The organism is Aquimarina callyspongiae (assembly GCF_034322225.1).
GTDB lineage: Bacteria > Bacteroidota > Bacteroidia > Flavobacteriales > Flavobacteriaceae > Aquimarina.
In genome coordinates this window covers 1-17029 of sequence record NZ_JAXLPA010000001.1, presented here as the reverse complement: position 1 = coordinate 17029, position 17029 = coordinate 1, and the positions used below count along the sequence as shown (strand labels likewise).

The 17029-nt window shown below is 32.0% G+C and carries 13 protein-coding genes; 2 read left to right on the top strand and 11 right to left on the bottom strand.

Annotated features, from left to right (window positions below):
• The first annotated feature begins 99 nt into the window (after window positions 1-99).
• Window positions 100-1320 (top strand): TolB family protein, encoded by a 1221-nt coding sequence (locus U0D62_RS00065; RefSeq protein WP_322193096.1) that lies wholly within the window; start codon window positions 100-102, stop codon window positions 1318-1320.
• 69 nt (window positions 1321-1389) lie between these two features.
• Here U0D62_RS00065 and U0D62_RS00060 read toward each other — a convergent pair whose 3' ends face one another.
• The 11 genes from U0D62_RS00060 to thrS all read right to left on the bottom strand — a co-directional run bounded on the left by U0D62_RS00060 (window position 1390) and on the right by thrS (window position 14444).
• The gene (locus U0D62_RS00060; RefSeq protein ID WP_322193095.1) at window positions 1390-2661 is read right to left on the bottom strand and encodes an adenylosuccinate synthase; all 1272 of its coding nucleotides are present in this window, start codon (window positions 2659-2661) and stop codon (window positions 1390-1392) included.
• 5 nt (window positions 2662-2666) lie between these two features.
• Window positions 2667-3140, bottom strand: coding sequence for a Fur family transcriptional regulator (locus U0D62_RS00055; RefSeq protein WP_322193093.1), 474 nt, complete (start codon window positions 3138-3140; stop codon window positions 2667-2669).
• Window positions 3141-3314: 174 nt separating this feature from the next.
• Complete coding sequence (locus tag U0D62_RS00050) at window positions 3315-5519, bottom strand: RelA/SpoT family protein (RefSeq protein ID WP_322193092.1); 2205 nt, start codon at window positions 5517-5519, stop codon at window positions 3315-3317.
• Between the two features lie 110 nt (window positions 5520-5629).
• On the bottom strand, window positions 5630-6862 hold the full coding sequence (locus tag U0D62_RS00045; protein WP_322193091.1) for a M48 family metallopeptidase: 1233 nt from the start codon (window positions 6860-6862) through the stop codon (window positions 5630-5632).
• A 96-nt stretch (window positions 6863-6958) separates the two neighbouring features.
• Complete coding sequence (locus U0D62_RS00040) at window positions 6959-7765, bottom strand: TrmH family RNA methyltransferase (RefSeq protein ID WP_322193090.1); 807 nt, start codon at window positions 7763-7765, stop codon at window positions 6959-6961.
• 43 nt (window positions 7766-7808) lie between these two features.
• The gene (locus U0D62_RS00035) at window positions 7809-10589 is read right to left on the bottom strand and encodes an ATP-binding protein (protein WP_322193089.1); all 2781 of its coding nucleotides are present in this window, start codon (window positions 10587-10589) and stop codon (window positions 7809-7811) included.
• Between the two features lie 8 nt (window positions 10590-10597).
• Window positions 10598-11002, bottom strand: a complete 405-nt coding sequence (locus tag U0D62_RS00030) for a hypothetical protein (RefSeq protein WP_322193088.1) — start codon at window positions 11000-11002, stop codon at window positions 10598-10600.
• A 173-nt stretch (window positions 11003-11175) separates the two neighbouring features.
• Window positions 11176-11520 (bottom strand): 50S ribosomal protein L20, encoded by a 345-nt coding sequence (rplT, locus tag U0D62_RS00025; RefSeq protein ID WP_322193087.1) that lies wholly within the window; start codon window positions 11518-11520, stop codon window positions 11176-11178.
• A gap of 124 nt (window positions 11521-11644) precedes the next feature.
• On the bottom strand, window positions 11645-11842 hold the full coding sequence (rpmI, locus tag U0D62_RS00020) for a 50S ribosomal protein L35 (protein WP_027394180.1): 198 nt from the start codon (window positions 11840-11842) through the stop codon (window positions 11645-11647).
• Between the two features lie 71 nt (window positions 11843-11913).
• Window positions 11914-12423 (bottom strand): translation initiation factor IF-3, encoded by a 510-nt coding sequence (gene infC, locus U0D62_RS00015; RefSeq protein WP_322194835.1) that lies wholly within the window; start codon window positions 12421-12423, stop codon window positions 11914-11916.
• A gap of 74 nt (window positions 12424-12497) precedes the next feature.
• Window positions 12498-14444: a threonine--tRNA ligase gene (thrS, locus tag U0D62_RS00010; RefSeq protein ID WP_322193086.1), complete on the bottom strand. Its 1947-nt coding sequence runs from the start codon at window positions 14442-14444 to the stop codon at window positions 12498-12500.
• A 399-nt stretch (window positions 14445-14843) separates the two neighbouring features.
• Between thrS and U0D62_RS00005 the strand changes: the two genes are divergently transcribed.
• Complete coding sequence (locus tag U0D62_RS00005) at window positions 14844-16208, top strand: vanadium-dependent haloperoxidase (protein ID WP_322193085.1); 1365 nt, start codon at window positions 14844-14846, stop codon at window positions 16206-16208.
• Window positions 16209-17029: the final 821 nt, after the last annotated feature.

The window sequence follows — 17029 nt, the reverse complement described above, 5'->3', positions numbered from 1 at the left end:
TTTTCTATGATTGTTTAGGTTAATCAATCATAGAGATATGAACTGTTTTTATACTTGAGATTATTGGTCATTATATAACGAATTACGAAAAATCAATACATGTTTTTGAGGAAAAACTATCTGGGGCTGTTTTTTTTCTCATTGGGAAATACTGTATTTTCACAAGGGAAACAATTAGAAATAGCAAACACAAACTTTGTAGAGAATACTTTTGTTGAAACAGAAGTAGCTATAAAAGAGGTTCAAAATGATTTGACGATAGCTAAACTATATGAAAAATCAGTTGATGAGAATGTACTTGATATAGGTGCTAATCAAAATAAAAACCTTAGTAAAGAATGGGCGTATGATTCTTTATTGACACTTCTAACATCAAAAGAGGAAAGATCTGAGAGATTTATGATTAATACGTTGAAGATTAATTCAGAGTATTCTGATTATGCCCCTAGTTTTTATGAAAAAGAGTTAGTATTTGCTTCTTCAAGAAACTCGAATCGAGTAACAAGATTAATCGATGAATTAAGTAATCAACCTTTTTTGGATTTATATAGCACAACAAGATCATTAGATAAAATCAGTATTAATAGGTTGAGAGGAAGTGTTAATACAAAATTTCATGAATCTTCTGCTGTTTTTAGTAAGGATAAAAAGGCGGTTTACTTTACAAGAAATAATTATTCAAAAAGAAAGTCTAAAACAAATACGGAAGGTACGGTTTTATTGAAAATTTATAGAGCAATTTATAAAGAAGGTAAATGGGGAAAAGTAGAAGAATTACCTTTTAATAGTGATGAGTATTCTATCGCGCATCCTGCATTGTCTTCAGATGGTAAATATTTGTATTTTGCCAGTGATATGCCAGGAAGTTATGGCAAATCAGATTTATATATGGTAGAAATATATAAAGATGGTAGTTTTGGAGTTCCTGAGAATATGGGAGATCTGATTAATACTCCAGGAAGAGAAACTTTTCCGTACGTTAGTGATAAAGGTAATTTGTTTTTTGCAAGTGATGGACATCCAGGTATGGGAGGTTTAGATATCTTTATGCTATTACCTAGTAAAAAAGGAATGACAGGAGTTTACAACTTGGGACTACCTCTTAATAGTCCAGAAGATGATTTTACATTTATCATTAATGAAAAATGTAAGACTGGATATTTTGCAAGTAATCGTAAGGGAGGTAAAGGAGATGACGATATTTATGGTTTTAGGCAATTATTGCCATTTCCGAAGTATTTTCCTGACTTTAAAGTTAAACGTAGTTTAGAACGGCATATTGATAAACAAGAATCAGAACAAGCTATTACTTCATATTAAAAAAAAAGATAGTTTTTAGAAATTCATCTAAAAACTATCTTTTTTATGTAGATACAATTATCCTAAGTATTATCTATGGATAGTTTGTTTTCTATCCGGACCTACAGACACTATAGTTATAGGAGTTTCTAACTCTTTTTCAAGAAATTCGATATAATTATTTAGCTCTTTAGGTAATTGCCCATCGTCTGTCATCCCAGTAAGGTCTTCTGACCATCCTTTAATCTCAGTATATACTGGTGTTACATTTTCTGGTTCAATGTTGTAGGGTAGGTGATTTATAGTTTCACCTTTGTATTTATATGCAGTACATACTTTTAGTGTTTTAAAACCACTGAGTACGTCACCTTTCATCATCATTAATTTTGTAACTCCATTAACGTGTACAGCATATCTTAATGCTACAAGATCAAGCCACCCACATCTTCTTGCTCGTCCAGTAGTTGCGCCAAATTCGTTTCCTACACGGCCCATAGTTTCTCCATCATCATCAAAAAGTTCTGTTGGAAAAGGTCCACTACCAACACGTGTGGTATACGCTTTAAAAATACCAAATACATCTTTGATCTTGTTAGGTGCTATTCCTAAACCAGTACAAGCCCCAGCAGCAGTAGTGTTAGAAGAGGTTACAAAAGGATACGTTCCAAAATCAATATCCAATAGAGATCCTTGAGCACCTTCTGCTAAAATTGTTTTTCCTTCTTTTTGAGCTTGGTGTAAATACTCTTCGCTATCAATAAATGTAAGAGTTTTTAAAGTTTTGACAGCTTCAAAAAACTCGTTCTCCAATTCTTCTAAGTCGTATTCAATTTTTGCATCATAGAAATCAATCATCGCTTCGTGTTTATTAGCTAGATTTCTATATCGTTCTTTCCAATCACTTAATTCTAAGTCACCCACACGAATACCATTACGCCCTGTTTTATCCATATAGGTAGGACCAATTCCTTTTAAAGTAGAACCAATTTTAGCTTTTCCCTTAGAGGCTTCTGAAGCGGCATCTAGAATTCTGTGAGTTGGCAGTATTAAGTGTGCTTTTCTGGAAATTAATAACTTGGATTTGTAATCTAGATTAAATTTGGCCAGATTATCTAATTCTTTTTTAAAAATAACAGGGTCAATCACAACGCCATTTCCTACTAAATTAATAGCTTTATCGTGAAATATACCACTAGGTATAGTATGTAAAACATGTTTAATTCCGTCAAATTCTAATGTATGCCCGGCATTTGGGCCTCCCTGGAATCGTGCAATGATATCATAATCTTTTGTAAGAACGTCTACAATTTTTCCTTTACCTTCATCTCCCCATTGAAGACCAAGTAATAAGTTTACTGCCATTAGTATTATTTATTGTCTTGATTAGTAGTTGATTTCTTTTTTATTCCGTAGAAATACAGTGAGTGATTTGTAATATCAACATCAAAAATTTCTTCTATTGTTTTCTTTATAGATTGAATTCTTGGGTCACAAAACTCTAATACATCTCCACTATCAGTTAAAATGAGATGATCGTGTTGTCTATCAAAATAAGATTTTTCGTATTGTGCCTGGCTTTGCCCAAACTGATGTTTTCTCACCAATTTGCAATCCATTAAAAGTTCTATAGTATTATACAATGTTGCACGACTTACACGGTAGTTTTTATTTTTCATTTTGATGTAGAGTGACTCTATATCAAAATGTTCATCACTTTCGTAAATTTCCTGCAGAATCGCATATCGTTCCGGTGTTTTTCTATGGCCATTTTCTTCTAAGAAACTGGTGAAAACGTTTTTAACGATATTTTGATCGTTTTGCGAAGTTGTTTTGGTACTCATATGCTTAAAAAAACAAAGTTACATTATTTTTTATTAGTGAGACTCTGATTTACTAAACGATTATTTAAGTATGCTAAAATTAATGAATTTGAAAGCCTATTGATATACTATTATCCTCTATATTGAATAGTTACCTAGATAAGCTGTGAAAAAAGTAGAAGTAAAAAGTATTTTTTACTCTCTAAGAACTTTGTCAATACCATTTATTTTGGAAAGATTTTTCATAACGGTCTTAAGAATGTCTTTATTTTTAACTCCAACTGTTATTTTACCTGTAAAAACACCATCGTGAGTATCAAAATTCATGTTGTAAATAGCTAGATGCATATTGTTAGAAATAATTTGAGTTACTTCGTTAACAACACCTATGTTATCTATACCATTAAGCTTGATAACGGCTTTGAACTCTTCTTGACTAGAATCAATCCATTTGGCCTGCATAATACGATAGGCATAATTACTCTGTAGTTGTAATGCATTAGGACAGTTTTTCTTATGCACTTTTATTCCTTCATTAACGGTAATAAAACCAAAAACATTATCTCCAGGGATTGGATTACAGCAATTAGAGAGTTTATACTCTAGTTTTTCAGAATCTTTACCAAAAACTAATAAATCATATTTAGAAGTAATTTCTTCTTTGTTAACATCTCCGGCTGTTCCTCTACGAATTCTATTTTTGATAAAATTCATAAAAACATTACTACGGGTAGTAGCAAACTCCTTAATCTTTTGATTGTCAATAGTTCCTATGCCAACCCTGTAGAACAGATCTAAACTCGTTTTAAGTTTAAAGTATAGTACCAATTCATTAATCACTTTTTCGCCCATAGCAATTTTTTGAGAGCGAAGCTTGCGTTTAAGAATTACTTTTCCTTCTTCTGCAATTTGTTTCTTTTCATCACGTAAAGCTGATTTGATCCTTGCTCTTGCTCTTGCTGTAGTAGCATAATCTAACCAACTCGAAGAGGGTTTAGATTTAGTAGATGTGATAATTTCTACTTGATCTCCACTTTTAAGTTCGTGACTTAGAGGCATTAGTTTTCCATTAACGCGAGCGCCACGAGTTCTAAGCCCTACTTCTGTATGTACACTAAAACCAAAATCTAAGGCAGTAGCACCTTTAGGTAATGATTTTAAATCTCCTTCTGGTGTAAAGACAAAGATTTCTTTAGCGTAAAGGTTGAGCTTAAATTCTTCTACAAAATCAACCGCATTAGATTCTGAGTTTTCAAGAGCTTCTTGTAGCCTATTTAACCAGCCATCTAATCCTTGATCTTGTTTTTCTTCTGTGTTTTTGTATTTATAATGTGCCGCATATCCTTTTTCTGCAATTTCATGCATACGTTCACTACGGATCTGAACTTCTACCCATTGGCTATCGGGGCCAATAACTGTTATGTGTAATGCTTCATAACCAGTTGATTTGGGTTGCGAAATCCAATCTCGTAATCGTATTGGATTAGGTCTGTAAAAATCAGTAACTACAGTATATATTTTCCATGCAATAAATTTTTCATTCTCAATATCTGACCTATAGATGATTCGTATGGCAAACTTATCATACACTTCATCAAAAGTGATGTTTTGTTTTACCATTTTTCGACGTATCGAAAAAATAGATTTTGGTCTTCCTTGAATTTCATAATTCAAGCCTTCTTTGTCGAGCCCTTCTTTAATTCGATTAGAAAACCTTTTTATATATGTATCTTGTTCTTCTTTACTCTCTTTTATTTTTTCAAGAATATCTTTGTATACATCAGGTTCTGTGTATTTTAAACCAAGATCTTCTAACTCTGTTTTTATATTATATAAACCGATCCTATGTGCAAGCGGAGCATAAATGTATAATGTCTCTGAAGCAATTTTAACTTGCTTATCTGGGCGCATAGAATCCATAGTTTGCATATTATGCAAACGATCGGCGATTTTAATAATAATTACACGTACATCGTCATTAAGTGTAAGTAGCATTTTTCTGAAATTTTCTGCTTGCAGAGAAATGTCTTTATCTTTTTTTAATGATGAGATTTTGGTTAGACCATCTACAATTCGAGCAACAGTTTCTCCAAACATTTGCTCAATATCTACCAATGTGTATTCTGTGTCTTCTACGACATCGTGAAGTAATGCTGCGGCTATAGAAGTGGCATCTAGACCTATTTCACTAGCAACAATTTTTGCTACAGCAATAGGGTGGAATATATAAGCTTCACCACTTTTGCGACGTTGATCTTTATGCGCGTCTACTGCTATATCGAATGCCTGACGTATAAGTTTTTTATCCTCAGTACTAAGGTTTCTGTAACTTATACGAAGTAACTCTTTATATTGCTTAGCAATTTGTTTATTCTCTTCTTCTATAGCAGCTTCTGTCATAACATTAAGTTTTTTTTGAAAGCCCTATTTAATGTCGTGTGCAATGTTCCCTCAATAATAAATTAAAAATACAACTAAGAATTGTAATCACCAAGCCCTAAGTAAAGGTTTTACTTTCTGAGGTTCCTTATGCGCTGTAAAAGAGTTGGATGCGAATAATGTATGAATACCATTGCTGGATGAGGAGTTAAATTGCTTAGATTGTTTTTTGATAGTTTTTTAAGACTATTAATCAATGCTTCTTTATTATAAGTATGTTTAGCATAATTATCAGCCTGGTATTCAAACGCTCTGGAAACTATATTCATAATCAGTCCGGTAATCTCAGAAATAGGGCTGTATAAAATGCCAAATGCTACAAGTCCGATATGAAAAGAAGGTTCAGCCACACCCAATGCTTCAGAAAGCAAAGGGTTTGCTATAAAAAGAGATAAAAACCATAAAGTTACTCCTGTAAGTATCATGGATAAGAAAAGATTTATAATCACATGTCTTTTTTTGTAATGACCTACTTCGTGAGCTAAAACGGCAACAATCTCTTCGTTATCCAAATCTTTGATTAAGGTATCATATAAAGTAATTCTTTTTTCACTTCCAAAACCTGAAAAATAAGCATTAGCCTTTGTACTTCTTTTAGAACCATCTATTACAAAAATATCTTTTAATTGAAATCCAACTTTTTTAGAATATGCTTGAATGGTATCCCTTAATTCACCTGGCTCTAAAGGAGTTTGTTTGTTAAATATGGGAACTATAAGTTTTGCATAAAACATATTCATCGCTAAGGTGAATATAGAGATTAAAAGCCAAGCGTATATCCAAAAGTTTTTTCCTGTAATTTCATAAAACCAGATAACTAAGGCCAATAATCCTCCCCCTACAACAATCATCATTATGACACTTTTTATTTTATCTATAAAAAAGGTTTTGACAGTAGTTTTATTAAAACCAAATTTCTCTTCGATTACAAAGGTTTTATAATATGATGTAGGAAGAGATAGAATATCACTACCGATCATTATAATACCAAAAAAGATGAGTCCAATTAAAATGGTATTTTCAGAAATACTTCTGGCAAAGTTGTCTACCCAGGCAAAACCATCATAAAAGAAGAATAATAGCATGATACATAAAGAGATACTGGAAGAAACTAATTTAAATTTGAAATTGGTTTTCTTGTATTCAATTGATTTTTCATATTCTTCTTTAGGATAAACGTCAGAAAGCTCTTCAGGGATTTTATTACCATAATGTCTAGCGTTAAGTATGTCTAATAGAGAATCTATAATAAACACAATAATAATAATGGCTATTAATAAATTAAATAGGGAATTTGGAGTCATGTGTCTCTGGCAATTAGTAGTTTGTAGCTTTGGGTCGCGGTAAACGGTAAGGTAATGATTTTTAATTTATTTAAGGTGTTTTTTCCGCCTTTTAATCTATAAAAAACCTCTTTGTCTTTTTGCCTCAAATATAAGAATCCCTGCTGCTACAGAGACATTCATTGAATCTATTGCACCATTCATTGGGATTTTGATATTTTGAGTAGAATTTTTCAACCACTCATCACTTAAGCCCGTAGCTTCTGTTCCAACGATAATTGCAGTAGGTTTAGTATAATCTAGTGTAGAATAATTTACAGAGGCTTGTAGTGCCGAACTATAAATATCAATCTTTTTATCATTTAAATAATTAATAATTTCTTGTGTGGTACCAATAGCAATCTTATTTGTAAAAACACACCCTACACTTGAGCGTATGATATTAGGATTGTATATATCTGTTTTAGGGTTGGCGATAATGAAAGCATCAACTTGAGCAGCATCCGCAGTACGTAATAAAGCTCCAATATTCCCTGGTTTTTCTGGAGCTTCTGCAACTATAATTAGAGGTTTTTTTGAGGTTAATTCTAAATTTTCAAGTTCTAAGTTTTTAGTTTTTGCAACTCCCAGGACGCCTTCTGTAGAAGTTCTATAGGCAAGTTTTTGATAAATTTCCAAAGTAATTTCAAATATCAAAGTAGTCTCATCAAGTTTTACTTTGATGTCTTGTAGCTCATCTTTAGAAATTATTTCTGGGCAATAGTATAATTGAGAGATGTTATATCCTCCTATTGATGCTAGGGTTATTTCTCGTTTGCCTTCTATAAGAAAGATTCCTTCTTGTTTTCGAGCTCTTGATTTTTCTCTAAGTTGATTTAGAAGTTTTATTCGGTTGTTTTGAAGGCTTGTAATTTGATTCTGCATGGGAACAAATATAACAAGAGATGGATAAAAAGTAATTTCTTTTCTATGAATTTAAAGAAGCCAGATCTTGCACAGATTGTTTAATTTCTTTAATTATATATGGATAGGTTTGATTCAGTTTTTCTGCCAATTGCTGAATCTTTTCAAATTCATCTTCTTTTTTGGCCATATGTTCCATTTTTTCCAGAACATTAGTTTCGTTTTCCAAGCCTATAGTTTTAAAGCTAGATTTTAATTTGTGAGCAAATTGAGTAATAGATTGATGATCTTGACTTTTAGTCGCACTAATTAATTTTTTATAATCCTCGGGAGTGTCTTCTATGAATATTTCAAGAACACTACGTATAATCTCATTATCATTATCAAAGGTTTTTTTAAGAAAAGAAAGGTCACAATATTTTTTTGTTACTTTTTCAATTTTAGAATTCGAAGACATGTTAATCTCTTCATTATTTTGTTGTATTGTATGAACTGGTCTAAATCTAAAAAGTATTTCTTCTAATGCTTTTTCGCTGATAGGTTTAGTGAGATAAAAATCCATCCCAGATTCGAGTGCTCTTTTCTTAGATTCTGGAAATACATCTGCTGAGCAAGCAACTATTGGAATTTGATTGATTTTTGGATTAGATGATTGTCTGATATGTTTTGTCGTTTCAGCACCTCCCATTACTGGCATATGCATATCCATAAGAATTAAGTCGTATGCAGTACCGTTGATTTTTTCTAAAGCGATTTTTCCGTTTTCTGCCAAGTCTGCCCTAATATTCCAGTTAGAGAATAATTGCTTGATGAAGAATTGATTCATCTTATTGTCTTCTACAATAAGTACTTTCATGTCATTTAAACTATGCTTGTTTTCAATTACCGATATGTTTTCTTGGGATTGGTTCAAAGAAGTAAATTTACTTTTGGTGTATCCTATAGAGAATTCAAAAGTTGATCCTTGATCTGGTTGGCTATTGGCAATTAGTTTACCTCCTTGTAACTCTATAAGTTGTTTAGAGATTGAAAGCCCTAAGCCAGTTCCTTCGATTTTGTTTTTTCCGGGTTTATTAACTTGATAAAAACTCTCAAATATATTATCAAGCTTATCTTTTGGAATGCCTACTCCAGTATCTTTAACAGAAAAATTGACTAATAATTTATCATTGTCTTTATTTACTACTTTTATTTGAATACTTATTTCGCCCTCGTATGTAAACTTAATTGCGTTACCCAATAGATTTGTAAGGATTTGATTTAATCTTAATTGATCTCCAATAATAAATTTTGGTAGAGTAGGGTCAATACTTGTAGTGTATTTTAAACCTTTTTCGTCAGCTTTAATTTTAAAACCACGTGATACATTGTTGATAAGCTCATAGATATTAAAATCGGTTTGTTGTAAGGTTAATTTACCAGCTTCAATTTTACTGAAATCTAGAATATCATTGATAAGCACTAGAAGGTTTTCTGCAGAAAACTGTATGCCATCGAGATTTTTTCTATCTACCTGTAAATTGGTGAAATCACTTTTTTGGAGAATACCGGTAAGTCCTAAAATTACATTAAGAGGGGTTCTAATTTCATGACTCATATTGGATAAAAAAACAGATTTAGCTTTGGCAGATTTCTCAGCCATCACTTTGGCTTCTCTCATCTCAATATCAATAATTTTTTTATTTGTAATATCTCTAAAAAAGGCATTGAACAAATAATCGTATTTTGTTTTTATGGCTACTATGGTTAGTTCGATATATATTTGTCCGCCATCTTTTCTATTTACAGAGGTCTCAACCCTTCGGTTTATGAGTTGATCATCCCCAGTTTTTATATAGTTTTCAAAACTTCTTTTTAAATCTTGTTTGAGTTTTTTGGGAACCAAAGCATAGATACTTCTACCAATGGTTTCTTCTTTTTTAAGTTCCAGGATGTTTTCTGCCTGTCTGTTCCAATTTAAAACAATCCCTTGACTATCTACAAGGATAACTCCATCCATTGCAGTCTCAAGAATTGTTGTTTTTAAATGCTCACTATGTTTTAATTCATCGTCTACTTTTTTACGTTCAATAACTTCTTCAGTCAATCTTTCATTAATTTCTTCAAGACTATGAAGTTGTTTTTGAAGCATTTTAAGCATTTGCTGCTTACTCGGAAAATTAATAAGATCTTTTGCTAGAATTTCTTCAGGGATAACATTTAATGTAGCCGTAAAAGAATCTAGTAAGTGATATGACTGAAAATGCTTTTTGTAAATAAGTAAATAGATATTAGTAATAGCATTTATCCCTAAGCTGTTCTTTATTCTGGAAAATATTTGATTGGAAAACTCAAGTAGGTTTTTTCTTTCTTTTATAAGATCAATTTCTTGAAAATTATAAGGAGTATCTATAGCTTTTTTTATGGATAGGATTTCGGAGTCATTATATGTTCCCACTAGCTCTGATGATTTTAACAAAACCTGTGAGAGGAAAACTCTGCAGAGAGTTAATTCTTGCTCCCTAAGAGGTTGAAAGATTAACCTGAAATTGGGATAGTTAAGTAAGGTCTGGTATTTTTGAAAAATCTGATCTCTTATGAGTTGTTTGGTTGGGCGCCTGATTAAGTTTTTTTCTGTGATATATTCTTCTAAAAGAAGATAAATTTCAGGTAAACATTCGATTTTTTTGGCATAGGAAAGGCTTCTAAAATTTTTGATTTTAGTTTTTAAAGCAGATGCATTAGCAGGAATGTCAATTTCTTTCCACAGAAAATCAATAAGATCATTTATGATTCTTTCTTCTTGATTTTTAGGTGGATCAGCTTGTTTGGGTTTTATTATTTTGTTGATCCATGATATGATCATTTTGAGGCTTATATTTTGCTGGCTTTATATATTTTGTAAAATCCAAGAGCTGATAATCCCCAAGTTAAAATCAATGCGATAAACCAGATATAATTACCAGCAGTTTCCCCAAAAACATTCTGAAAAATATTATAATTAAAGATATGGGCTATTTGCATGTGTAAATGACCTAATGCCATAACAACAAACCCCCAGGCTAGTAAAGCCATTCCGGAACCAAATTTCCCACCTTTCAATCTTGTTGCTGTTAGAAAACTAAAAACAAGTGCGATTGCAAGAAAAGGCATTTCTAATAGCCCAAAAATCTGCTCTACACCTAATTCGCTGGAAGCGTTTGCGTTATGATTTTGTGCGAAAACAGCTCCGTTGGTCAATAATAGTAAGGATGTAAGTAAAAAGTAGTTTTTTCTCATATCATATTAATTTTGTTAAAAATAAGAAAAAAATATGATTATTTATGATTTTTAATAGATAAAACGCTTGATTTTATCGATAAAATACATATTTACTAAATGTAAGATATAAAAAAACCCATCTTAAAGATGGGTTTTATAAGTGAGATTAGGTATTATATTTTATTAAAGAATTACTTTACTTTATCTACAATAGCTTTAAAAGCTTCAGGGTTATTCATAGCTAAATCGGCAAGAACCTTACGATTCAATTCGATATCATTAGCTTTCATTTTACCCATAAATTGAGAATAAGACAAACCGTGTAAACGAGCACCTGCATTAATACGGGTGATCCATAAAGCACGGAAAGTTCTCTTTTTATTTCTACGGTCTCTATACGAATATTGCATCGCTTTGTCAACCGCATTTTTTGCTACTGTCCAAACATTCTTACGACGTCCGAAGTAACCTTTTGCCTGCTTAAGAACTCTTTTTCTTCTAGCTCTTTTAGCAACTGAATTTACTGATCTTGGCATATTTTAAATTTTTTAGTAGTAGGCGATCGATAATCGATACTTGCTTTTTATTATTTTAGTATATCACTAATCATAAAAGCCTAACTCCTGGGTTTGTAATAATTTTAACCGGATTAAAAAACGATTACTTTAATCGTAATTGTTCCTTAATACTATTTTCATCGCTTTTGTGCACTAATGTTGAGTGCGTTAAAGCAAGCTTACGCTTCTTAGATTTTTTTGTCAATATATGACTCTTAAAAGCGTGCTTTCTTTTGATTTTACCAGTACCGGTAAGCTTAAAACGCTTTTTAGCACTGGATTTGGTTTTCATTTTAGGCATTGTATCCTTGTTTTTATAATCTCACTTATTATCTTGATAATTACTTCAATTTATAGAGTAATTATATATTTCTATTTTTTTGGAGCGATAAACATAATCATTCGCTTACCTTCTAGTTTTGGCATTTGCTCTACTTTACCATACTCTTCTAATTCTTGAGCAAGTCTAAGAAGTAATATCTGCCCCTGATCCTTGTATATAATAGAACGTCCTTTAAAGAAAACGTAAGCTTTTAGTTTTGCACCTTCAGTCAAAAATTTGATAGCATGTTTTTTCTTAAACTCATAATCATGCTCATCTGTATTAGGTCCAAATCTAATTTCCTTAATAACAACTTTGGTGGCTTTTGCTTTTAAAGCCTTGTCTCTTTTCTTTTGTTCATAAAGGAATTTTTTATAATCCATTATTTTACAAACAGGTGGCACTGCTTTAGGTGAGATCTCAACAAGATCTAGCCCTTGCTCTTCGGCAAGAGATAATGCTTTTTTAGTAGGGTATACACCTACTTCTACATTGTCACCTACAAGACGCACTTCATCAACCCTAATTTTATGGTTAATTCTATGCGCATCTTCTTTAATTACTCTTAGTGGTTTTTGAGACCTTCTTCTTCTTATTGCTATGACTTAAAAATTTAAATTAAACTTATTTTTTATTATCCGTTAAACTGCTTTAGAGTTCTATTAATTTCTTCTTTTATTATTTCAGAGAATTTTTCAATACTTACAGCTCCTAAATCTTCTCCTCCATGTTTACGAACCGAAATAGTATTATCTTTTTCTTCTTGTTCCCCTACAATTATAATATAAGGAAATTTATTCATTTCTGCCTCTCGAATCTTTTTACCTATAGTTTCATTTCTATGATCCGCGAGGGCGCGAATTTCGTCATTTTCTAACAAATTTAAAACTTTTTCAGCGTATTTTTCATATTTCTCACTGATAGAGAGTATAATAGCTTGCTCAGGCATTAGCCATAAAGGAAAGTTTCCTCCAGTGTGTTCAAGCAGTATCGCTATAAATCTTTCCATACTTCCAAAAGGAGCTCGATGAATCATCACAGGTCTGTGTAATTCATTATCGCTACCTTTATAGGTTAGATCAAATCGTTCTGGTAAATTGTAATCTACTTGTATTGTTCCTAATTGCCAGCTTCGACCTAAGGCGTCTTTTACCATAAAATCTAACTTTGGACCGTAAAATGCTGCTTCACCACTTTCAACGACATAATCTAATCCTTTGTCTTTGGCAGCATTTATAATCGCATTTTCAGCTTTTTCCCAATTAGCAACATCTCCAATATACTTTTCTGGTTTATCTAGATCTCGAACAGATACTTGAGCAGTAAAGTTTTCAAAACCTAAAGAGCCAAAAACGTATAAAACCAAATCGATTACTTTTTTGAATTCTAAATCAAGTTGATCAGGAGTACAGAAGATATGAGCGTCATCTTGAGTAAAACCTCTTACACGAGTTAATCCGTGGAGTTCACCGCTTTGTTCATATCTATATACGGTACCAAATTCTGCATATCTTTTTGGTAAGTCACGATATGACCAAGGATCATTGTTGTATATCTCACAGTGATGTGGGCAATTCATTGGCTTTAATAAAAATTCTTCGCCATCAGCCGGAGTATTAATAGGTTGAAAACTATCTTCTCCATATTTTGCATAATGTCCAGAAGTGACATACAATTCTTTTTGACCGATATGAGGAGTAACTACCATCTCATAACCAGCCTTTTTTTGTGCCTTTTTTAAGAATTGTTCTAAACGATCACGTAGAGCAGCACCTTTAGGAAGCCAAAGAGGTAATCCTTGTCCTACTCTTTGAGAAAAAGTAAATAATCCGAGTTCTTTACCTAATTTCCTGTGATCACGTTTTTTTGCTTCTTCTAATAACTCGAGGTATTCTTTAAGTTCTTTTTGTTTAGGAAAAGAAGTTCCGTATACTCGAGTAAGCTGCTTGTTGTTTTCATCACCTCGCCAATATGCTCCGGCAACGCTCATGATTTTTACAGCTTTTATGATTCCTGTATTAGGAATATGACCTCCACGACATAAATCGGTAAAAGTATCATGGTCACAGAATGTAATCGTACCATCTTCCAGGTTTTCAATTAATTCTACTTTGTATTCATTGCCTTCATCTTTATATTTAGATAAAGCATCTGTTTTAGAAACAGATCTCATTTTAAATTCGTGCTTTCCTCTTGCGATTTCAAGCATCTTGTCTTCGATTGTTTTAAAATCTTTTTCAGAAATATTTTTATCTCCAAGATCAACATCATAATAGAATCCATTATCGATAGCTGGTCCAATGGATAATTTAACTCCTGGATATAGTTCTTCTAAGGCTTGAGCCAAAACGTGAGAAGTAGAATGCCTAAATGCATCTTTACCTTCTTTGTCTCTCCAGGTAAATAAAACAAGATTACCATTGGTGGTTAATTGGGTTGAGGTTTCTATAGTGGTGTTATTAAATTTTGCAGAAATAACATTTCTGGCAAATCCTTCACTAATATCTTTTGCAACGTCCATAGCTGTTACTATGTCGTTATACTCTCTAACCGAACCGTCAGGTAACGTAATTTTGATCATCATTTTTATAATTAAAAGATGCAAAGATAATACGTTAATAAAAGCCACACAATATTTAAGTATACATTTACTAAAATATCAAAAAGCATAAATCATAAAGTGCCTATACATCTACAGGTATTTGATTTTTAATAACAAAATGTTAAAGTCAAAAAAATAAAACGTACTAAACTTCTTTAGGTGATTACATATAAAAAGCTTGTTTTATCGAGACTTTATATGTGATTAATTCAATAAAACATTTACGTTTTTATAGGGTATTGTTTTTAAGTGTGACTTAAGTCACAAAAAGATTAATTAATGTACAATATATTTAGCAGTGATTTAAACTTTTCCCCTTGTTATATAGCGTAAAATAAAAAGAGACGCTATTTTGATTAATTATAAAAAATAAAAAAAATGAATAAAAAAATTACTAGTTTAAGATTTGTTTTTTTGATAAAGGTAAGTTGTCTAATGGTTGTTCTCTCATCTTTCTCTGGAGAAAGAGAAGCAAAAAGGGAGGTAGTTAAACAAACAAATGTAAACGCACATACCTCAGAAGTAGTTGTAGAATGGTATTCGCTAATAAAAACATTAACAAAGAAAACAAAAGGTTATTCACCGCCAGTTGCAGCGAGAGCTTTTGGGTATACAGGTGTTGCTTTATATGAAGCATTGGTAGAAGGAATGCCTAATAGAAGATCTATGTCTGGGATGCTTAGCGGTTTAGAAATAAAAACTACATTAGAAGAGGATAAGATATATTATTGGCCGGCAGTTGCAAATGGAGTTTTGGCAGAAATGACGAAGTATTTTTACAAAAATACAGCTAGTAGAAGGTATAAAGCAATATTGGCTTTAGAAAGTAAATTTGAAGAACAATATATATTGGCAACTTCAGAAGAAATATATAGAGATTCGTATTTGTTAGCAAAAAGGACAGCGGAGAAAATTATTCAATGGTCAGGAAACGATGGAGGTAGAGATGGTTCATTGCATAATTATCCACCAGAATATACATCACCAATAGGAGACGAGTATTGGACACCAACACCGCCAGAGTATCATGCAGCGCTACAACCATATTGGGGTACTAATAGACCTTTTGTAACAAGTAATGTTGAAGAAACGCAACCCAAAGATCCAATACCTTTTTCTAAGAAATTTAATTCTCAGTTTTATAAAGCAGCAGAAGAAGTGTACTATGCAGTTAAAAATATTACACCAGAACAAAAAGATATAGCTGAGTTTTGGGCTGATGATCCAACAACGACGGCAACACCTCCGGGACATTCTATTTCTATTTTAAATCAAGTGATAAAAAAGGATGATTGTAAATTGGATCTTGCGGTAGAAGCTTTTGCCAAAGTAGGAATTGGGATTTCAGATGCATTTATCTCTTGTTGGAAAACTAAATACAGGACCGTATACCCAAGACCTATTACATATATAAATACATATATAGATGAAGAATGGGAAGCTGTATTAGCCACACCACCTTTTCCAGAATACACATCTGGACATTCTGTGCAATCAGGAGTGCTGGCAGAAATACTGACAAATCTATTTGGGAAGGAATATTACTTTGTAGATAGAACACATGAGGGTAGAAGAGATATTAATGGATTTCCGCGTACATATATAAACTTCTATGAGATGGCAGAGGAAGCGGCAATATCAAGACTCTATGGAGGGATTCATTATAGAGAAGCTATTGAGTTTGGGCTTGAGCAAGGTTATAAGATAGGAAAGAATGTAAATTCATTAGATTTAATAAAGTAATTAATAGGTTATATTAATATGTATGGCGCCTAAACAGGTTGAGTCCCTGTTTATCGAGCTATTCGTTATATCTTTTTATGTTTTTTTTTAAACATAAAAAGGATGTTACTACTATCTCTGGCGCAAAAAAGCTACTTGTTTTGTTAAGGGTTGTTGTTTGTTTAGGGGGAATAGATATTTTTTGTGTTTGTAAATTATGGTTTATCAAGGAGTTATAAAAAGGTTAAAAAATACTTTAAAAAAGTTATTGTTAGTTTAATAAATGGTTATATGTTTGCACCCGCAAAACGGATGAGGTTTTATATGAGGATTGGTTTTTGCGATAGTTCATTGAGGAGTATGTAATGAGTTCTGAGGTATTGTTTTTAGTGATGTTTAGGAGTTTTAAAAAACTTTTAAAAAAAGCGAAAAAAAACCTTGTAAGTGTAAAAAAGAGTTTTACATTTGCACCCGCAAAACGGAGTTTAGTTTTGAGGGGAGTTCATAGATTTACAGGTTTGTTTTAAGGAGTAAAAAAACTTTCAGAAAAATATCGAAAAAGTTTTGGTGGGAATAAAAAAGCGTTTTATATTTGCACCCGCTTTGAGAGACAAGCGAAGTTCATAAGAAATAATTATACTGGAGTGGGGATGTTTAAGTGCATTTTATAGGGTTCGATTCCTTATTGATTAGCGATTATATGACTAGTGATGAAGATTACTTTAGTTATAGAAAAAGTTCATAGACATATTGATTGACAGCGCGTATTTGATTATTTATAATTAGATGCAAATTAAGAATTAAAAGACTAGAATCATTTTAGAGATACGATTAAAAATTCC